This is a genomic window from Sporomusa malonica, assembly GCF_900176355.1.
In the GTDB taxonomy this organism is placed as follows: domain Bacteria; phylum Bacillota; class Negativicutes; order Sporomusales; family Sporomusaceae; genus Sporomusa; species Sporomusa malonica.
In genome coordinates, this window is record NZ_FWXI01000013.1 from 109,326 (window position 1) to 129,907 (window position 20,582).

The 20,582-nt window shown below is 39.3% G+C and carries 20 protein-coding genes; 12 read left to right on the forward strand and 8 right to left on the reverse strand.

Annotated elements, in window-relative coordinates; genetic code table 11:
* Nucleotides 1-220 precede the first annotated feature (220 nt).
* Entirely contained in the window at nucleotides 221-688 is a 468-nt protein-coding gene (locus B9A22_RS15220) for a JAB domain-containing protein (RefSeq protein ID WP_084576793.1), read from the reverse strand.
* A 399-nt stretch (nucleotides 689-1,087) separates the two neighbouring features.
* On the opposite strand from B9A22_RS15220, the gene B9A22_RS15225 reads away from it, so the two are divergent.
* Entirely contained in the window at nucleotides 1,088-1,567 is a 480-nt protein-coding gene (locus B9A22_RS15225) for a hypothetical protein (protein WP_084576795.1), read from the forward strand.
* 36 nt (nucleotides 1,568-1,603) lie between these two features.
* Here B9A22_RS15225 and B9A22_RS15230 read toward each other — a convergent pair whose 3' ends face one another.
* Together B9A22_RS15230 and B9A22_RS25000 are read right to left on the reverse strand one after the other, a co-directional pair.
* A complete protein-coding gene (locus B9A22_RS15230) occupies nucleotides 1,604-2,254 on the reverse strand; it encodes a hypothetical protein (RefSeq protein WP_084576797.1) in 651 nt (216 codons plus the stop codon).
* 213 nt (nucleotides 2,255-2,467) lie between these two features.
* Nucleotides 2,468-2,677, reverse strand: coding sequence for a hypothetical protein (locus tag B9A22_RS25000; protein WP_139796263.1), 210 nt, complete (start codon nucleotides 2,675-2,677; stop codon nucleotides 2,468-2,470).
* Between the two features lie 766 nt (nucleotides 2,678-3,443).
* Between B9A22_RS25000 and B9A22_RS15235 the strand changes: the two genes are divergently transcribed.
* Nucleotides 3,444-3,728, forward strand: coding sequence for a hypothetical protein (locus B9A22_RS15235; RefSeq protein WP_084576799.1), 285 nt, complete (start codon nucleotides 3,444-3,446; stop codon nucleotides 3,726-3,728).
* Between the two features lie 703 nt (nucleotides 3,729-4,431).
* Here the strand turns inward: B9A22_RS15235 and B9A22_RS15240 are convergent.
* The 4 genes from B9A22_RS15240 to B9A22_RS15255 all read right to left on the reverse strand — a co-directional run bounded on the left by B9A22_RS15240 (nucleotide 4,432) and on the right by B9A22_RS15255 (nucleotide 8,771).
* On the reverse strand, nucleotides 4,432-5,757 hold the full coding sequence (locus tag B9A22_RS15240; protein WP_084576801.1) for a DNA primase family protein: 1,326 nt from the start codon (nucleotides 5,755-5,757) through the stop codon (nucleotides 4,432-4,434).
* Nucleotides 5,758-5,841: 84 nt separating this feature from the next.
* A complete protein-coding gene (locus tag B9A22_RS15245; RefSeq protein WP_084576803.1) occupies nucleotides 5,842-6,456 on the reverse strand; it encodes an ERF family protein in 615 nt (204 codons plus the stop codon).
* An 11-nt stretch (nucleotides 6,457-6,467) separates the two neighbouring features.
* On the reverse strand, nucleotides 6,468-6,782 hold the full coding sequence (locus B9A22_RS15250) for a DUF6166 domain-containing protein (protein ID WP_084576804.1): 315 nt from the start codon (nucleotides 6,780-6,782) through the stop codon (nucleotides 6,468-6,470).
* 528 nt (nucleotides 6,783-7,310) lie between these two features.
* Nucleotides 7,311-8,771, reverse strand: coding sequence for an IS1182 family transposase (locus tag B9A22_RS15255; protein ID WP_084576806.1), 1,461 nt, complete (start codon nucleotides 8,769-8,771; stop codon nucleotides 7,311-7,313).
* Nucleotides 8,772-8,984: 213 nt separating this feature from the next.
* Between B9A22_RS15255 and B9A22_RS15260 the strand changes: the two genes are divergently transcribed.
* From B9A22_RS15260 to B9A22_RS15310, 10 genes are all read left to right on the forward strand, one after another.
* Nucleotides 8,985-9,455 carry a hypothetical protein gene (locus B9A22_RS15260; protein WP_084576807.1) on the forward strand — a complete coding sequence of 157 codons (471 nt, stop codon included), beginning with the start codon at nucleotides 8,985-8,987 and terminating at the stop codon, nucleotides 9,453-9,455.
* Nucleotides 9,456-9,469: 14 nt separating this feature from the next.
* Entirely contained in the window at nucleotides 9,470-9,931 is a 462-nt protein-coding gene (locus B9A22_RS15265) for a DUF2691 family protein (RefSeq protein WP_176215540.1), read from the forward strand.
* 38 nt (nucleotides 9,932-9,969) lie between these two features.
* Complete coding sequence (locus tag B9A22_RS15270) at nucleotides 9,970-10,308, forward strand: hypothetical protein (protein ID WP_084576811.1); 339 nt, start codon at nucleotides 9,970-9,972, stop codon at nucleotides 10,306-10,308.
* Between the two features lie 87 nt (nucleotides 10,309-10,395).
* The gene (locus tag B9A22_RS26080) at nucleotides 10,396-11,181 is read left to right on the forward strand and encodes a hypothetical protein (protein ID WP_245824005.1); all 786 of its coding nucleotides are present in this window, start codon (nucleotides 10,396-10,398) and stop codon (nucleotides 11,179-11,181) included.
* A 303-nt stretch (nucleotides 11,182-11,484) separates the two neighbouring features.
* Nucleotides 11,485-13,260 carry an ATP-dependent nuclease gene (locus B9A22_RS15285; RefSeq protein ID WP_084576812.1) on the forward strand — a complete coding sequence of 592 codons (1,776 nt, stop codon included), beginning with the start codon at nucleotides 11,485-11,487 and terminating at the stop codon, nucleotides 13,258-13,260.
* Nucleotides 13,257-15,182, forward strand: coding sequence for an ATP-dependent helicase (locus B9A22_RS15290; RefSeq protein ID WP_084576814.1), 1,926 nt, complete (start codon nucleotides 13,257-13,259; stop codon nucleotides 15,180-15,182). Before B9A22_RS15285 ends, B9A22_RS15290 begins: the two co-directional genes overlap by 4 nt.
* Nucleotides 15,183-15,222: 40 nt before the next feature.
* On the forward strand, nucleotides 15,223-16,278 hold the full coding sequence (locus tag B9A22_RS15295) for a hypothetical protein (RefSeq protein WP_084576816.1): 1,056 nt from the start codon (nucleotides 15,223-15,225) through the stop codon (nucleotides 16,276-16,278).
* A gap of 624 nt (nucleotides 16,279-16,902) precedes the next feature.
* Nucleotides 16,903-17,256 carry a Na-translocating system protein MpsC family protein gene (locus tag B9A22_RS15300; RefSeq protein WP_084576817.1) on the forward strand — a complete coding sequence of 118 codons (354 nt, stop codon included), beginning with the start codon at nucleotides 16,903-16,905 and terminating at the stop codon, nucleotides 17,254-17,256.
* 287 nt (nucleotides 17,257-17,543) lie between these two features.
* Nucleotides 17,544-18,587, forward strand: a complete 1,044-nt coding sequence (locus B9A22_RS15305; RefSeq protein WP_217805965.1) for a Nif3-like dinuclear metal center hexameric protein — start codon at nucleotides 17,544-17,546, stop codon at nucleotides 18,585-18,587.
* A 59-nt stretch (nucleotides 18,588-18,646) separates the two neighbouring features.
* Complete coding sequence (locus B9A22_RS15310; RefSeq protein ID WP_084576819.1) at nucleotides 18,647-20,041, forward strand: MFS transporter; 1,395 nt, start codon at nucleotides 18,647-18,649, stop codon at nucleotides 20,039-20,041.
* A gap of 61 nt (nucleotides 20,042-20,102) precedes the next feature.
* On the opposite strand, the gene B9A22_RS15315 is transcribed toward B9A22_RS15310, so the two are convergent.
* Nucleotides 20,103-20,540, reverse strand: coding sequence for a hypothetical protein (locus B9A22_RS15315; protein WP_084576820.1), 438 nt, complete (start codon nucleotides 20,538-20,540; stop codon nucleotides 20,103-20,105).
* Nucleotides 20,541-20,582: the final 42 nt, after the last annotated feature.

Consider the following 20,582-nt stretch of genomic DNA (forward strand, 5'->3'; position numbering starts at 1 on the left):
ATAACCTAATTTTTACATTAAAAACCATTAAAAGCCATCAAAACTCCACCTCTTCATCGTCTGATATTTGCTCCAATAACTTCGGATTTGCTTCAAAATTGCCTGTTTATTGTGTTGTAAATATTAAAATGTATAATCATAAGCGATTATACATTTTGTGAATTCCTTTATATACTTTGTCTACAGTCTGAGGGATACGCAATGCGTATCCCTTTTAAGTTTAGAGAATTCCTTTTTCCTTAAAACTTACATACGAACTGTCTGAGTAAATAATATGGTCTAATACACTGATATCCAGTAGTTTCCCAGCCTCGACGAGTCGTTTGGTCAAGGAAATATCCTCTTGGCTTGGCGATGGGTCGCCGCTGGGGTGGTTATGAGCTAAAATCACCGAGGTAGTTGTTCCTCCCTGCAGCAAAGCTATCCGAAATAATTCCGCAGGACGGACAATCGAGCTATTTACGTTGCCGCTGCTGACAATACTAACTGCTAATACGTGGTTTTTGGTATTTAGCAATATGGCAACAAACTGCTCTACTATAAGTCCTTCAAATATTTTTTCAAGCAGGGGAATCGTATTGGAAGGCTGACGGATAATTTTTGGTTCTGAAGTAATAATACTGCCTTCCCTGACAAGCCTAACCGCTACTTGGGGAATATAGTGCCGTTTTGTGCATTCACCATTCATTTGTTATTCCTCCCTAATGTTTAAATAAAAACACTAGGAGGATGCTGATGCCCTACCCAGTGTTAACTGGGCAGAAGCCCTGATTTTTTGTTAGTCCATTTGTCGTAATGGAGTAAACGCTGTTCAGAAAACGAATGACGCTCGCCGTGACCAGTCGGCACGCTGTGCAATATAGGATGCCCAGAACCTTTATCAGTTTCTAAGATTATATCCATTGTGTTATGCGAAAACAAATAATATAGAAGTTTTTTTGTGATAACCCTCGAAAAACAGCCATTTTTCAAGAAAAAAAATACAGTTTTGGTACAATTATAATGTAGGCAATTACAAAAACTGACTGCAGCAGTAACGCTAATTGTTTATCACAATAGAACCTCAAATACCAAGGAGTTGATTGATATGAATTTGTTAGACCGCAAAACCGTTTTTGACCACTATAATATTACCCTCCATCCTGAACTGGCTCCCAAGGATTATCCCGAAGAACTGGCAAAGAGCGTTTCGGGGCCAAGTTACGAAGACATTTGGTGCAGTAATGATGAAGATAATATCGCAAACTCGATAATTTCATCACTGAAGCAGCGTTATCCTAACGAAAGCAATGTAGCCTATTGCTCTTTTGTTTCCGTAATTACGGAATATTTTTTGAAGCGGGGAATTTCTTATGGTACTGATATGTATGAAGCATTTTATGCCAAAGAACATGCAGCGCAGAAATTGCTTCTAGATTTCCTTGCCGAGCAGCCAGTAGCTGAGTTGCAAGAAGGAATGCTTCTAGTTTCTAAAAAGGTGGTGAATAGACTTTATCAGGAAACGTTAAATACCGAAGAAACCATGAAGCGAATTAAGCTCTTAGAAAACTTCTATTTTGAACAATAAGTCGGATTGAAAATGAACCCGCCAAAAATGGCGGGTTCAACTTTTTGCAAACACTTTGTATCGGTGTAAGCGAGTATAAATGCGCAGTTGAGAAGCTTTAAGAGGCAGTTGATGACGGTGTGCCTGTTTAAATAAATAGGCGGCAAGAGAACGTTTTTGCTCAATGATGCCTGCATAGGCTGGTATACCGTTCAATTTATTGAATTCATAGCAAATCTGTTTGATGCTTTTAGACCGTGTAACATTGCTCAAAGCAGCTTTCGCGCCTCGGAACATGCCTGGCGACATTCGTGCCGATACAGATATCTTATTGCCGATAGCCCGTTGGACATAGATGGATAAGGTAGTGCTCTCGCTGATGGCGAGCTGTAAAGCATGGCGGCGAATATCAAAAAATGTATCGTCATAGCAAAGGTCATCTGCCACGATACCCTGTGAATGCAAAATAAAACCGATATGTTGCCACCGTAAGTAATAGAAATTGGCAAAGCCCTGCTCCTTACGGCGGCAACGTTGGAATTTAGAACGGCTGACCTGATATTTTTGCATGAGTTTTGCATCAGTCTTTCCCCATTTTTCCTGCTTATCCATACTTAATTGAATGGGGCAGTAAAAATAGTAGCCGCGCGATAGCAAATAAACGAGCATTTGCAACAATCCCTGCCAACTAAGACAAATAGTGTTCATGTTTTCACCTCCCGATGACGAAGAACACGGCATCCCTGCCAAATTATTCGCCATCCCTATAAACCCAAGGTTGGTTTACACGGATGGGGAATAATCCCCAGTACGAAAAATTGCTTGCGGCAAGGACTTTCGGCAGGTCTTCTCGTCAAGTGCCACCTTGACAACCAACGCACTATTACTGACCAGCAACAGCGTCGCGCTTGTTAAAGCATCCTACTCATCCAATCTCTCAACCTTCGCACGGCGGTTGCCACACCGCCGCCGTTCAGGTCTTGCCTTGTTAGTCAAAATCATCAAGACTGCAGTCAAGTTGCTATTCGTTAGCTTGTGTGCCTTGCGGTACGGGGTAGAATATGTAAAACCCCCGCTACTTTCAGCAAATGCTGATTTGTCTACACTAACGACATCAACGCAGTTGGTCACTTCTCTGCAGTCTCTTACACGGTTGCCCCAACCTTTTCCAAGCTATGCTTCGGTGTAGGGGCTTTAGACTGTACCTTGCTACAGTTCCTTTACGGGTTGAGCTATTTACCAGTTGTCTTTCGACACTTGACTCCCCCGCCGTGCCTAGCGTTACGCCGTTTCCGAACGTCCCGCAGGATGGATTTGCACCATTTTGATTTCAACAGACACACGCCCGCAGGTGGGAATGCATCGTTTCCAAGTCGCCCATATTTGCTTGGTTGCAGTGGGTAGAAGCGGTATTGCCCGCAGCCCCCATCATAGCGACGCAAGCACCTCTCGATGCACGTCGCTTTGCCGATGCTGTCTGCATATCCGCTTGGCAGGCGGATAGTAGCGACAGCATAGCCAACTCTGCAGATTGGCAATCTGCATGTTGACCCGCAACTTTGTCGTACAAGTTATCTATCATAGACGACATTGACCATGTCGGAATTAGCTTCCGAGGGGTTCGTTATTCCATATTCCATATAGGAGTTGCGGAATGGTTAAAAACTCAAAATACCAGACCGAATCTTAATGGTACTGTCTATCGTGCCAGTAAACCGCCTCTAATGCGAGGAGCATCTGTTCTGACGTGCCCAGTGACGCTCAAAAAATGAGAATTTGAAACATTTAAATCGTATCAAAAAATATTATGTAGTTCCAAAGAAAAAACGGGTTTATTTTTTGGTAATGGAAAAAAGTTTTGATATTATTTCTATATCTGAATGGGAGGTGACAAAATATGAATAAAAATAAATTAGTTAATCGATTTGCACACATTATCCGTGAAGCGGACAACTTATCCATGTTGCAAGACGAACATGCACTATTCTATTACATTCAACGAGTGGCTCTGGACAAAATGCTGCTGACGGTGGAGATTGAAGCTCCTGAAGAAGTTCTAAATGATACGATTGATACTGCTTTATCGCCGCAGCAAATTGCTGAGAAGGTTTTTCAGACGCAAGGTTTCTATGACCATCTTTCCCGAAAGGAAGCCATTGCAAAGGCGGCCTGCTATTGCTAGCATCTGCATGGACTGCGGCAAACTAATTGAGGTTGGCGAGGAGCGCTTCCCTGATTACGATACTAAGCAGGTTCGCTGCAGAGAGTGTTTTCTAATAGAGATGGATAGCTGGATGCACGGGAAGCCAAATGTCGATAGTGGCAATAGCTAATAACAGTAAGATGTGATGACACAAGACGCATAAGAGGTGAATTTGCTAAGCGATATCCATATGCGTCTTGTGCATTTAAATGTACATAACGTTCAGCAAATGATGGAAAAGCGTTCTTTTAAATCAATAAGACTCTAAGACGGGTGGCTGTGATTACTTCTATTTACTGTTATCTCTGATTTTCTGAAAATCAAAGTAGTTGGCAAAGGGAGAAGTAATGTGCAAATCCTGTCTTGGCGTCTTTGGTTTTGAGTAAGAGCACAGTATCTTGCTAAATTGAGGTGAAACTTTATAATATGACTACAGTTCAGTGTTTCCACAAATAGCAAAAGTCGTTAAGACGTGAGGGGCTGGCTATTTTTGCTGTTGCTTTGTAACCGTGAGCAAGGTTATGCAAAAAAGAAGTAGTGCAAGGCTGAGTCTTAACGTCTTTGCCATTTTCCGAACGTATTTCTTCTTTAAATAGTGGTACGTGCTTAGCATGTAGTACCAGCTTGAAATGCAAAAAGGCAGGACATAATGCTCTACCTTTTTGCAGAAGTTTATATGAAGTTAAGAAGCGTTGCCAATAAAGACTATTCCCTTCCAGTGACGCCTGCTATGGTTACGGTCTTCTTTAACTTGCGGATAAAGTTGCATTAACCGTTGAGTAAACTGCTTGATATTGCAAGGCTTGTAGTTGCACGATTTAGCCCATGCCATATATAGGTTAAACAAGTCTTTTTTGGGGTAAAGCTGAGTTGGCTCCACTTGGCAATTTTCGTCTAAAAACTCAGCCACAGAGTCATTGGCTGTGCGGTAAATATTCAACTCTTGTATGACAGAAAGGGGAATGCTGAATTTTTTATTATTCATTAAACGGCGGAGTGCAGGGATAGCAAGGTTCAAAAGTCCTGATAGTTCTTGTGGCGTTGTTAGCTTGTCCATAAGGTCGGGGTCGGCTGCCCCTGGTAAGAATTGATTTGGGAAACGCAGGATTATCCAGCGGCGGAAAAAGCCATCACTGACATCATCGCAGTCGGGAAGGTGATTTGCGGAGAAAAACAACTTAGCAAAATTACAGGTAGTATATGGCATGCTGTACTTCTTCTCGACAGAAATCTCATCCCCAGTGGTAAGTTTTTTGAAGGTTTCGCAGGAAGGGAGTTTCTGTCCTGAGATATCTGCGCAGATGTTTACCAATTTCCCCGTTAAACTAGCTAGACGGAAGCGATTTTGCTCAATGTCGTGAAGTGATTCGGCAGAAATATTATTTGCGCCAACGAAATGTTTCAAGAGTTTGAGGAATGCGGACTTTCCATTCCCGCCGTTGCCAACTAGGAGAGAGGCGATATCTAGTTTGGTAGTAGGCAACAGGCAATAGGCAAATAGCTCAATGACCAAGTCGTGGCACTCTATAGGAAGCACTTGCGCCAAAAAGCGTTCAATATTGGGGCAAGTTGCATTGGGGTCGTAGGTAAGTGGAACTCGAATGCTCGATAGGTGGTGAGGAGAATGCTCATATAGTGTGTTAGCATTCCAGTCGAGCAAGCCATTTTCAAGATTAATAAGCTGAGTCGATTTATCTAAAGTAATAGGTTGACTGCTGTAGTAATCGTTGAGGTAACGATGTACTTCGTTGCTGTGGGATGAACGAAACTTATCTCCCAATAGTCGGACAACCAAATTACTAATGTGTTTGGAAGCGCCTGCTTTATAGACGCCGTTATTATAATAATGCAGTTCGCCATTTGCAAATAAGAGATGGTATTGTTGAGCGATGTATTCAGATAAAGTAGGGGTGTTAATGACATAGCGCCCATTTTGGTCTTTTTTCAGCCAGGAGTCTTTGATGATAATGGATGTAATTGATTTGTTTATAGTTTGGTTATTGTTCATAAAAATTACCTCTTTCTTTATCCTGCTTAGGCAGGTTATTTTTTTTGTACGATAGAGCCACTTCCTTTGATTGCGTAGTCGGGGTTAATGTGTTTTTTGGCAATCGAGACAAAGTGGACGGTTAAAGTTGAGTATGGAGTATTCGCGCACTTTAGACGATATTGGGTCATTGCATGAAGAACAACGCGATTGGGTAGGTGAAGATGTCGTATTGTTTTGTACAGGGATTTTGGGATTGCTTGCATTTGCAATTCTTTGTTTTTCTGCACCCATCCGTTCGTCGACGCTAGAATCGGCTTCAGGGTCTGCGTCGCTGCAAGCCATGTTAAAAGCTTGGATATAGCTGTATTTTAGTGCGGCAGTTTCTGCTTTCATGGTGGCCTTATCGCCAATGTCTTGACCAGAGCCAAGTCCTGTGGTTGTCAGAGTTTCTCCTGAATCGGCGTCAACGAACGTGACGGTGGCTTTGACTGTAACAACCTTTTCCTCTTTACCGTTTTTGTTAACGGCAGAACTAAAATTTAATACTTCGTGAGTAACTGTGGTTGCGATGCCGTGGTTGATAAGCGCTTGATTAACTATTTTGGCGACATCATTGGCTTGGACGTAAGTGTAACGATGGAAATCATTTGTACCGTTTTTAGCGACGGCGGCGCACTCGCGGGATACCTTAATCAGTTTGCTTGCAATATTTTTCATATGAACTCCTCCTATTTGCACAATTTGTGCTTTTTAATGATGTTTTTGTAGAGCCAGCGTCGTACTGTGGCAATGGGAATGCTTCCGCCTTCATAAGGAAGTTGTGATACCCAATGACGTTTGAAGTCTTGATAGTTGCCCCAAGCAATCTTTTCTTGAGTTGTTGCCATTAATAATGCGTTGAGGGCAAAATCTGCAGGGCCGCATCCGTTATAGCCGACTTCAAAACCACCAGGTGAATGGCTGATGACTTTGTGAGGAACGTTGGTTACCAGATGACCAGATTTGAGACGTTTGATGTAGAGATTTTTTTCGTAGGTTTTCATAGAATCACTCCTTTACAATTTTTTCTTTCCTGGTTGACAATTCATAGCATATCACGTCTAAACAAACTTTTTCTGAAAAAACGGGGGTATATAAAAATTTATTTCATTGGATAATATTTACAACATGCCCACTGGGAATGGACGTAACTGACTATAACTAACCAAAACCAACTAATTTGTATTTGATGCACAGGACATGGTACCAATGTGCAAAAAAGTGACTGATTTTGAAGGCGATTTCAAAAATATTTTTACCAATGAACTCAATCCATAAAATGTAAAACACGCGGTGAGAACCTGCTTATAGGATTAATGTATTGGCGATGTTGCGATGCCAATACATACCTGCTAATGACCAAAATCGCGCTTGGTATAATGGGCTGTGGTATCCTGGCGAGCCTAGTGGCGGAAGCGGGTTTTCGATAATGAGAAAGAATATACTATTGCAATGGAAACAAGAACTATAACAAGTTAAAAGCCAGCAATCCTCTAGGATTGCTGGCTTCAGATCGTCGACAAAAAGGCACTTTACGCGAAGCGTAAGGTGCCTTTTGTAATAAACTGGAACCAGGAACATATGATTTGTGATTTTTCTTTTAAATAACCTGGAAAAATAGGGGCCAAGAGCCCCTTCCTGCGTTTCCAGGTTGCTAGCTTTTTAAAATTCATGCAGGCAAAAGTAAGCGTCACCTGCATCTTAACTTTTTGCAGACCACGCAACTGGGTGTATCTCATGCCGTGTCTTTCTTTAGCATCGGCAAATACGCGCTCAATCGTTTGACTTCTCATTTGATAAATTTCTCGATACATAGGGGTATGCCGATAGTCTTCTGCTAATTCCATATACGATTCCCATACATGGCGCGTCACTACTTTTTGCTGTGCTTTGCTTTGCGTACACTGATTTAGGAACTTACAGTCTTTACAGTAATCTGGATTACTTTTAAATTCTTGATATCCTTCACGATTGGTTGTACTATAGGGGAGCACTTGGTTGGCAGGACAAAGAATACAATCGTTATATTCATCATAGACATATTCATGTTTCTTAAAAAAGCCAGATTTCGTCATAGGACGCTTGTAAGGAACGGCAGGTATTCTATTGCTATCTATAATTTGCTTCATAATCCATGGTGTTTTATATCCAGCATCGACGGCAATTACTTGTATTTCAGGAAATTGGCGAATGAGCTTACCATATAATCCATCAAACATTCTACTGTCATGAATGTTACCTGCTCCTACTTCAAAATCAAGTATAAAATTATGCCGGTCGCAGGCTGTATTTGCCACATAGGCAAAGCACTTTTCATGTTCACCTTTATGAAACAAGCCACTTTCCGGATCAGTAGTACTTTTTTTAATGTTTTTTGTTTCTGGAGGGTTTGGTGTATTATCATCGTCATTTTTTAATGCTTTCTTCCCATGGGCTTCTCGGTCTTTTGCAATTTCCTCATCTAATTGCTGCTGATACTGTTTTGCCTGTTTTTCTACGATTTCGTTAGTAGCTTTCTTTTTATTAGCACTAGCTTTGATTTGGCTTCCATCAATAAAACCAGCACTGGCATCGACAAAGCCACAGCGAATTGCCTCTGCTAAAATCTGGGTAAAAATTCGCTTAAATACATCCGTATCTTTGAAACGTCTGGCATAATTCTTCCCGAAGGTAGAGAAATGAGGAATTGTCTCTCCGATGTCATAGCCGATAAACCACCGATAGGCCATGTTGACTTCAATTTCTTTGATGGTTTGACGCATACTGCGGATACCAAATAGATATTGAATAAATACGATTTTGAATAGAGACACGGGGTCAATCCCAGGCTTGCCCCATTCGATCTCGCTATATAATCCTTTGACTTCCTCATAAATAAAACTAAAATCTATTGCTCTATCTATATCTCGCAAGATATGGTTATCTGGAACCAAATCTTCTAAGCACAAAAATTTAATTTGCCTTTGATTTATTCGGTTTTTCTTCATATACATAAAACTCACTCCCAGTTCTATTTTACCATAAAACTGGGAGTGAGTCCTCTTTTGTCTACAGTCTGAAGCCAGCAATCCTCTAGGATTGCTGGCTTAAGTTTTGGTCTAAAGGAGGTTATATCCATTATCTGGTGAAATAATTAATCGACAAGCTTAATTTGACTACATCACTTAAATAATGTAAAAATGACTTTGCGTAAAGGAGTTACAAAATTGATTACGTTTAAAGAACGCATAGAGGTCTATCGAATTGGATTGCTTTGTGGATTTTTTAGCAAAGATGAAGTGTTTGATTGGATTGACTCTTATATCGAGCAAGGTCAGCCAAACTATAGTGATTTAATAGACGTATCGTTAATGCAAAATAAAAAAATCGTAGATATAATATCTCGATTAAAAGAAATACAGGGAAATCAACGTTGTGATTTTCCTATTAAAGTTATATTGGGATTAATTTATAAAAGCTATATTGAGAATATAAACTCTGAGGATAAGGTAGTATCGTATTTACATTATATTGATTCATATGAATCATTGCCGAAGTCAGAAGAAAGAGAATTATCATTAATGCTAGATGAATATAGTTTGGCTGAACGTGAAATTTATGGTTCTACAAAAGAAGTGTATTCAAGGATAGACAGATTTTTAAGCCAATATGCAATTTTTACTGATGAATTTAGTTGAGGAAGTGAATAAGGTTGTATAGAGGGATACGATTTCAGATACCAAATGAGTATGGTAAATTTATAGCAGGTATATTGGAGCCAATTGATTGTGTTAATTTTGAGTGGAGAGTTGACTTTCATACGGAAATATGGAAGAGCGTGAATGGAAAATTAGGCGAGGAGCTTTTTCCTGATTCTGTTATTAAGGGAGCGGACTTTTTCGATTTAATTAATAGCAACACTTATTACCTGATTTTTGCAAATATACAAGCTTATCCCGAAGGTAGTACTTCTCAGTCTCGAATACATAAATATGAGGACTTTATTGCTAGTGAATGTCAAATCATTATGCTGGTGGCAGATAGTAGTTATGTTGATGTATATTGCAAAGAACCCTTATTGATAGAAAAGATGCATGAGAATGCAAAATCTAAAGGTTTTGAGAGCCTCAAATACATTGATGAGAATGATAGCAGAACGGGTATATTTGTATAATTTTTCTTGACACCATTAGAACAAGGGGTGATATTGAAATGAACGATAGAAATAATGTCATTATAAGATATGCTGAAATACTTAACTCTCAAGACATATTTAAACCTGAGTGGTTAAGGAGAAACGCAATATACTATAATTTAATAACATATGTAAATCATACAATTGCTTTATTCATTGGAATGAATTACGATGATGCCGCAGTTTTTGTACGAAGAGCCGCGAAGGCATTAGATTTCCTAATTGAACGCGGTTATCGTGAGAAATATTTTGATGTGTCGGAAGAGTATCTTTATAAAATAACAAGGCACCTAATGGAAAACAAGCTTATTACTGAAGTGATGTTGGAATCAATTCCTGATAGATTCAGGAAATAGAATGTAATAAGTATTGCGATAAATAGAATTATGGCAGTAGGGGCATCTTTTAGGGATATTGAATGAATAGAGCCGAAAGAGGATATTATGTTAAACTATGAACATGAAACGAAAGAAATAGCCAATAGATATTTAAAGTATTTTATCTTCAGTGATTACTTTCATGATAGTATAATTTTAAAGGTAGCTATATCCGATAATGGAAATCAATTAACTATTGAGTTATCATGCGAACGAGAGTGGCCAACACATGATAGAAAATACATGAATGACCCTCAATACCTTTACAAATTGATATTTGAAGACTGCAAGCACGTTGAGTATCAGAGACGTAATACAGGTAACGTCGCTGAATACATAAACGGCAGATTAAAAAAATCTGCCAAACTTCATTATATTATTACGGAGACCAGAAAAATCCACTATCACCTTCGTATTCAACTGGCTGATGGATTTTTGGATTTGGTCTTTAGAAAATTTACTATTGAAAAGGCAGAGGGATTAATTGAACTTCCAAACAGAATTTCTCTAAGGTGGTATTTTGACTGGGTTATAAAGAAATATGACGACTGTGCTATTGATGAAGTTAGAAATATTGCTATGAGTAATGATAGTATTTTTAAAACTGTAGCATTAGAGTATCTGTGGTTGATGAATGATGATATTTGTAGTGATATAGCAACAAGGCACTTGAGTGATGAAGATGCGTGGATTGCAGCTGTATTTATTCTTGGAGAAGTTGGTAGTGTTGAGGTAGTACCTCGGTTAATAAACTTAATTAGTATCAGGGAATATGACTCTTTGGCTTATCGACATATACATGATGCTATTGAGAAGATAATATTTCGCAAATCTCTTACAGCAAAAAGGTAAGGTGATTTATGGCAGGCTTCTCACCAAAAAAACAAACGAACTAGTGGCTTTTAGCCTCTAGTTTGTTTGTTTTTTGCGACGAATTGTTGATGTGTTTTCTGAATAACGGGATAAATGCAAAATTATGGATATAAATTCCGCGTAAAAAGCGGTATAATTACGATATGATTTGTCCAAATTTTGCTGAAACTGGATGGGACTGCTAACATAATACGTTATTTTTTAAGACCCTTTGACTAAGTAAATATTTGTTGGTCTGTTTATCCCGTTTGTTTATAGTGTGATATTGGAAGGGGAATTTTGATGGGGATACTTATAAGTGAAGTTCGTATTAGAAATTTTCATTCTTTACATAGCGTTGACGTGTCACTGGGAGAAGTGACATTGTTGACGGGGGCTAATAATGCTGGAAAAACTAGTTTTTTAAGAGCTTTATATTTGGCACTTGGAATCGGGAAAAGAATTGTTTCGAAAGAAGATATCTATGTAGCCCCTAAAGAAAAACTTCCCAGAAGCCGTCAAGCGCTTATTGATGTTTTGATTGTCCCAATGGATGACGAGACAGGTAAAAAAAGTGATAGTTTTAATGATATGTGGCGAGAGTACTTTGGAAACAATATCAATATGGATGCATCTGACCAGGAATTTGTAGCAATACGGACTAAAATAAAGTACGATGTATTAAGAGATTATTATTTGGAGCAATTTTCTCTAGATAAGTGGACTTCTGATTTGGCAGAGGCAAGCGAAAAGAATATTAGTCATATAAGTCTAGAAAAAGTCCCTTTATACTATATCGATGCGCAACGTGATATTTCTGAAGATATTAAAGACCGCTCATCATATTGGGGACGATTAGTGTCAGACGTAGGTTTAACTGAAAAACAAATTAGTAAAATAGAAAAACAGCTTAATAAAATAAATGCAGAAATTGTTTCTACAAGCGATGTTTTAAGTCATATGAAGATAGAGTTGGATAAATTAAATAGTGTCGTTTCGCAAAATGAAGAAGGTGTACACATTACTCCGCTTACCCGAAAAATTCGCGATTTAAATCGAGGCATGGATGTTCATTTCCAAGATGGGCAAAGTGAAGCATTTCCAATTAGTCAGCATGGTATGGGGACTAGAAGTTGGGCGGCATTACTTATTTTTCGGGCATATACATCATGGTTATTGGAAATATCCCAAAAAAGTTCAGATAGTCCGACACCGCTTCACCCTTTATTAGCTTTGGAAGAACCTGAAGCCCATTTGCATCCACATGGACAAAGACACGTTTTTCAACAAATACAATCATTGACGGGACAAAAAATTGTCAGTACTCATTCCCCTTATATAGCAAGTATGGCAAATGTCTTTGATTTGAGACATTTTAGCAAGAAAGGTTCTTGTACAACAATAAGACAACTCAATATTGCTGATTTCGATGAAGAGGCTATTCGTAAGTTAAAAAGGGAAGTACTGAATACACGAGGCGAAATACTTTTTGCAAGAGCGATTGTTTTATTTGAAGGAGAGACGGAAGAGGAAGCTTTGCCAATTTTTGCTGAACATTATTGGGGTGTACATCCTCATGAACTCGGAATAAGTTTTGTCGGTGTTGGTGGGGCAGGAAAGTACTTACCATTTTTGAGGCTAGCTAAAAATTTTAATATTCCTTGGTTTGTTTTTTCAGATGGGGAACCAATACCGTTACGAGACATGAGAAGTGCATTGAGGCAAGCTAAAGAAAAAGAAGATAATAGAATCGTAATTATTCCGAACAACGGTAATTTCGAAAAATATCTTATTGATGAAGGATACTCAATTGAAATTCAAGAGGTATTTAAAGAGCAAGATTTAAAGCAGGCGACAAACGAAAGACATAGAAGGGCATTAGAAGCTAGGTGGAAGCCGATGAGCGATTCAGAGTTATTATTAAAAATGAAGGGGTGTAAAACACAATTTGCACCTTCCGTTGCTAATAAACTATGCATGCTACCAGATGAGGAAAGAAGGCTTCCTTCTAAGGTGCGCGAATTATTAGAAATAATATCGGCAACTTTATCGTTACAGCCTAGGAGTGATGAGTTGTGATTAAACTTTCGGACACTCAACGTAAAATAGTTGAGCATAGGGACGGTGCGTTGCTCGTTATAGCAGGTGCTGGCAGTGGTAAGACGCGAGTTCTAACAGAGCGCGTTCGAAATTTATTAGAAAATAAAATTGGACATTACAGAGTATTAGCGCTAACTTTTACTAACAAAGCAGCAGAAGAGATGCGGGAGCGGTTATCAGATATAACCGATTTAGAAAATAAGGCTTTCATTGGAACAATGCATAGCTTTTGCATGGAAGTGGTTAATCAAAGGGGTAGTGCAATTGGAGTGCAAGGAATTCCGCATATATTTAGCTCAACAGGAGATTTGATTCAAATTCTTAGCGATGTATTTAAGGTAAATCCATCATTGCAGTCTATATTAATAAAGAAAGAAAAACCGCAGCAGTTTCTCGGGCAAGTCTACCAATTTATTAGTGAACAGAAGCGTAGTTTACGGAGTCCAGAATTTTTTCTTGAAAAACCTGATGAAAGTGATGAAGTAAATCTATCCGCATATTTATATCGTCAATATGATGATATGCTGAGAGCACAAAACGCAATTGATTTTGATGATTTGTTACTTTTGACGTATAAAATTTTTACAGAGAGGCCCAAGATTGCAGATATGTATAGGCGTTTATATAAGTTTATCTGCATTGATGAAGCACAAGACCTCAATTTTGCACAGTATAATGTATTAAAATCTATATGCGGCGAGCAATTCAAGAATGTTATGATGGTAGGCGACCCTAGGCAGGCTATATATGGATTCAATGATGCTAGCAGTGAATTTATGTGTAGTGACTTTGTTAAAGATTTCTCACCTACCCAAATCGAGTTGACTGAAAACTTCCGTTCTTCTAGGGCAGTCATTCAGGTTGCGCAGATACTAGAGCCTGATTTCCAGATGGAGGGGATACTGCCGATACAAGGAGAAGTGCAAGCTTTTTGCTGCGCTAATGAACAAGAAGAGGCAGAATGGGTGGTTAAATATCTAGAGGAACTTAGTCGGAAAGGGCACAATGATATTGAAGGGAAGGTATCCTGGAATAAATGTGCCATATTAGCTCGAAATAGGTATGTTGCTAAGCAAATTGAAGAAAAGTTATCAAAAAGTAGTATTCCTTATTATATTCGACTTACTTCGGCGCAAGAAAGTGAATCGGAGCTAATAAAGTGTTTTGAGCTAGGGATGCGATTATTAATTAATCCTGCCGACTACATTCATTTTCAACAACTGGCAAAGTTACTTAATGTAAATAATACGGATATAACTTTACATAAATCTACTGACGACGGTAATACAATTCTTCGTAATTTATATGACTGTGCAATGAATAGTAATCGTTCAAAAGATAGTTGGCACAACTGTGGGGACGCTCTTTTATCGGCATGGAAAACGTTAACTGACGATAATCCTAATTTCTTAAAGGCATTAGGAATTTTGGAAAAATGTGCGGAGAGTACTTTTGAAAATGAGATTCAACAAAAGGAAATGGTCGTTAATGATATTGCTATGTGGAAGCAGCATTGGAAAAAATACGTAAGTACATCTAGCTATGGGTCTCGTACTTTAACGCAGTTTCGTAACCAAGTGGCATTAGGGACTACACAGCTTCAAACAGAAAAGGATGCAGTTGCATTGTTGACTGTTCATACTTCTAAAGGGCTGGAGTTTGACGTAGTTTTTGTTATCGGTATGTGTGAGGGAATATTTCCTGATTATAGAGCGATTCAGAAACAAGGTAAAGCTTTATTAGAAGAACAACATAATGCATTTGTTGCAGTCACTCGCTCTAAAAGATTGTTGTATATTACATACCCCAAATTTCGAAAGATGCCTTGGGGAGATATAAGAGCACAATCCCCATCGCGCTATTTAACACAAATGGGAATTCCGATTTTCAGTACAAAATAGTAATCAATGTACGGTTTTGAATTGAGCGGTGGTGAAAACTTTGGAAATTTACTGTTCTTCTTCGTTTATTAAGGAATGTGGAAATATATATGCATTACTTGATAATTATAAAGAATATAAAAATAATATAATATATATATTGGATACAAATTTATGTATTTTGTATAGGGATTTTTACTATGCTCCTTTAAGTTTCAAAACAAAAAGACCAGAATGTTATAGCGCGATTAAAGAATTGCATAGTCTTTTGAGTCCCTACCACTCAAATATTATATATGCATTAGCTATTGAAGAGTCCTCTCGAACGGTAAGTAATTTTACTATGAATCAGCAAAAGCAAAGGGAAATTACAAGCGCCATTCAGCAAATTTTTCAAATGAATACATATCAGTTTGAAAGATTTGCTTTGACAGTAAAAAAAGTAAATATAGTTAAAGATTATAGTCCAAAAGGTAATTCTAAAATAAACGCACTTAAACAAGACATTCCATTTATTCCCTATATAAGGGTTATTTACGTCTGTTTATTAAAACTTTATTTACTTAAACGGTTGAATAAAGGAAAAATTTACAAATATATAGATTTCTTAGCTTTTATAGATGAAAAAGTCGATATGGTTCTTTCGCAAGTTTTGACGTTTGCGATTTTCTATATCTTTGATGAGTGCGGTAGTCTGAAAAAAATAATGGACAAAAAGGAAAACTCTTTAAGCGAATTAATCCATAATATTTGGAATGCCTCAATTGACATGTATTTTATAACATTTACGAGGATGCTCATCTCTTCAAATGAATTACCCGTATTAATTACTGCAGATAAGAATTTGCATAAATTAAATGATATGATAATATATCGTAAGTTTTCATTAGATGAAAATAATAAAGTTTCTCCTCAAATTCATGAAATGGGCGTATATGGGAGAATAAACTTTCTTAGTAAAAGTGAACTGGATGAAATTTTACAGCTAAACAATGATTTCAATAGGAAGAGAAGACATAAGAACCATACTAGAGACCCATTTGATAATTCAATTCTGGATTTATGTGCTTATTTAGAGGATGAATTAAAATTGTCCTATAATAAAGTGATGGGGTAGCTAGAGTCCAATTAAAATCATTTTTGGGTAGTCAGAAGTCTTTATAAATGTTATACTATGCTTGGACGTAGGTTAAGAAAACACAGTATTTACGCGGATTCAGAGGTTTAATATCTCGTTCTTCTCATGGCTCTTCCCAAGCCGTGGGTCGAGGGTTCGAATCCCTTTGCCCGCTCCAGTAAAATCAAGCCTTCCAGGCATTTGTTTGGAAGGCTTTTTTATGGCAGGAAGGCAATATAAAGTATTTAAAAGAATTTAACATTAAGTATCTTTATTTTGAAACTGCTGAAAGAACAATTTGTAGAATTGAATTAACGCATATGATTAGAAAGGGGCAGGTTGAAGATATTTAAGGTAGTCTTTCTGAAGCTGAATTTATAATTTTTGTGATTTTGATATTCCGGGCGGGGAAAGAAAGCTTGTCACAAAATTTCAAATTCGCCCTTGAAAAAATAGCAACCCCGTGTTAAAATAAAATAAAATTAGATTATTGGTCAATGCAGACCTTCTGAGCTTTTGCTCAGGAGGTCTTTTTTCTAAACTGCGTTGTTTTTCCTAAAACATAAAAGCCTGGACAGAGAATTGAGATTTCGCTGATATCTCAATGAATTGGAGAGATTTACTATGAAAATGCTGGATGCAGACTTAAAGCAAGAAATTGCGCGCGTCAATAATAATGTAAATCTTTCACTGTTTGGAACAGGCTTGCGGAAACAACGGGTAACAATTGTAGAAAACAAGATTATTATTACAGCAGATCATAAGCGCATCCCAGCACTGGCCGCACTTGACCAAAGCGATCGAATGTCCTCACGATTAGCAGATGTGGCGATATTAGACGAGTATAAACGTCGCCTGAAGGAAGAGATTATAGATCAACTAGGGCTGCCGGTGGTCTGCGTTCTAAAAGATTACGCTCCCGATTATGAACTGGCAGTGACGTTTATTCTGCTTAAGGATGCTTCACTAAAAACCTAAGATCGAAAACGACATAATTAGTAGTATGTCGTTTTCATGATTTGGATGATGCGATAAAATGTCTATAGGTGGGTCGTAGGAACTCAAAAGAGAGCCGAAAGCTACCGCTTTTTGGAATGTTACTGGGTACGTAGAACAAGCGTACTCATGTGCCATGACTTAGCGGTAGCTTTATTTTTTTAAGGAGGTTTTTCATTTTATTCGGACAAGTATAGGCCCTGTAAATGCAGACAAGTAATATTATAGCTGAAAACACAACTTGTTCACCGATCAAGGAGGTCGTTATCTTGGATGGGATTATTACAGTAAAAGACGTTTTAAATGCATTGGATAAAATAACTGGCGGCAGATGCGTGAAGAATCTAGACGATATATTTAGTGGTAAGAATAAATTTGTGATCATGAAGTCCTCTAACATCCCTGGTAAAGAATGCATGGAAATGCCTGGTCTTATTTGTGGGAACTTAGAGGCCACCGTAAAAAAGATCGCTGTAACCATGACACTTACGGAATGTAATATTGAATTAGCCGGTGCAACCGGTGTTGATGCTATTATTGCTCATCATCCGGTGGTTGAAGCTGCTAATTCCGGTGGTGTAACGATTCGAGGGTATTTAAACTTGTATGGATTAGCAGTTTTTGAATTGCATGAGGCTTTTCATGGTCTACACCCTGGCATTGCTTATATACACGGTCATAAGTCTTTCCGTGTGGATATTGCTTACGGCAATATACCCGGCAATATCCTGTATGTTGGCAAAGCTCTGAAGGAGATTTCAACGATCGGGGCTATTTTGGATAGGCTAAATGAATTTATGGGTATGCAGGAAGAACAGAAAATGCTGCTATCAGAAAAAAACTTGCGGAATTGTCATGACATTTGTGAAACTAATGTGGCCACAGGAGGCAAACTGCTTGTTGGCAACCGAGAAAATAAAGTTGGAACAATTCTTCATATCTTCCCGCATACTGGCTTCACGGCACAACATCTTGAAATGGCAAAGCGAGAGCACCCGGAAGCAGATACGGTTATTGCGTCGATAAGTCGGGTTAGCAAAGATAGTGACCTAGTGAAAAAGGCGGAAGAGCTTGGTCTTAATTTCGTTATCGGCAATTGTCATGCCATGGAAATTTTGGAGAACGGGTTGCCGCTGGCCATTGCTTTGCAAAAAATACTACCGGACGTGGAGGTTGTCCTCTTTCGCGAGCGGATTACGTCTACCCCGTTAAATAAGGTTGGGACCACCTCTATCCGAAATTATGCGGACTATATTGCCAGCGAATATCTGATAAACAAGGAAGGAGGTAACGAGCAGCCAGGCATAAGGTGATCCTGTCACAACCAAATTGTAGATTTATAGCGAATATGAAATGTAGGGAGGACAAGACAATGGCAACTATAACTGATCGTTTGGGTAAGCTTCCTTTGGGTAGTTTTCACTATCGGCTCCTGGCATTAATGGGGTCGGGCATTGCATTCGAAGCGCTAGACACGGGACTTATTGCATTCGTTTTAGCAAAAATGATCGGGGCATGGAACTTATCCCCGGTCCAAATTGGTTATATCAGCAGCGCTGGCCTAGTGGGTATGGCGGTTGGCGCTATTGTGTCCGGCACTTTGGCAGACAGGGTAGGGCGGAAAAAGATTTTTGTCGCAACGTTGGGAATCTACGCCTTGGGTACTGGACTGTGCGGTCTAGCATGGAACTACGAATCCTTATTGGCATTTCGTTTCTTAGTAGGTGCAGGAGTCGGTGGACAGCCACCAGTGGCGAACGCGCTGATGAGTGAGTATGCTCCTGTAAAACATCGTGGTAAAATGCTGGTGCTTCAAAATAGCAGTTGGGCAATTGGCTGGCTGCTGGCAGCTTTGATTGCCTATTTGATCATCCCCAAATACGGTTGGCAACTTGCCTTCTATATCGGGGCGCTGCCAGCGCTCATGGTTGTTTACGTTTGGCGAATATTACCTGAATCAGCCATGTACCTTGTAAGTAGGGGACGACATATGGACGCCCATGTGTTGGTTTCTAAAATTGAGCAGGAATTGGGTGTTCCGGTGGGTGAACAGCCTCACGCGGAAGAAGTGCAAAGTGCAAGTACACAAAAATTTAACTTTATCGATCTCTGGTCCCCGCTTTATATCCGGCGTACCATTTGCCTATGGGTCTTATGGTTTGGTATGGTATATTCCTATTATGGTATCTTTACGTGGCTTCCTTCACTATTGGTAAAAAGTGGGCATACCCTCATTCGTTCTTTTGAATTCCTGTTGTATATGACCCTGGCCCAAATCCCGGGTTATTTTGCCGCCGCGTATTTTGTGGATAAGATTGGGCGCAAGGCGACTATGGGATCCTTGTTGGTCGTCTGTGCCTTGTCTGCTTATATGTTTGGCAGTGCCAAGTCTGCTGAAGACATTGTGCTTTGGGGTTGCGTTATGTCATTTTGCAATCTAGGTGCATGGGGAATAACTCACGCTTATTCTGCAGAGCAATATCCTACCCACGCAAGGGCGGCTGGTGTGGGCTGGGCTGCCGCCTGTGGCCGGATCGGCGGCATTATTGCTCCAATTGCTGTCGGAGCCCTAATGACAGGCTCGGATCAGTATGGTACTGTGTTCACCATGTTTACCGTTGTGCTGGCGATCATTGCGATGGACATTATATTCTTGGGAAAAGAGACTATGAATAAATCATTGGACGAATTGACTGAGAGACAGCTTGTTCCCACGCGGTCGCCGGCGGCCACGAAAAGCTCTGCCTTGGACGATACAAAAGGCTAGTTCGCCGTCTGGGGATTTTATACAAATTGGCCCGCAGTTAGTGACGATAGTCTGATCGCTATTATATCCTGGAAACTGTTACCACGAAAGTTCCGCGTGACTGCCAGTCGATTCGCACATCAGACCGGTTAAGCGGAATATGTGTTGCCGTTCCACTTACTGTGGCTATGTCTAAGCTCAAACTAGAAGCCAATAGACCTGGGTCAAGTATAATATCAGTATTGATTTTGAAGGATATTTCTGATAGATCGTTCTTAAGAGCTACCCAAATGGACGGTGCAGCTTCTATTGCTCCTGACATATCCGCCAAGCTATAGCATTTGCTGCGTCCAGACCCCGCGAGTCGCTTGCCGGGCATAATAACACCAGCTAATAAAAATTCGTCACGACCAGCCGTATCTGGGCATATAGCGTCCCCTGCCAGAACAATACTTTCAAAGTAATTATTTGGGGTTATCTCAATCTCCTTCTGCGCGCTCCACTCAAAGCAACACTTCATTTTTAACTACACCTCCTAAGATTTCCCTATATAAATATGTCG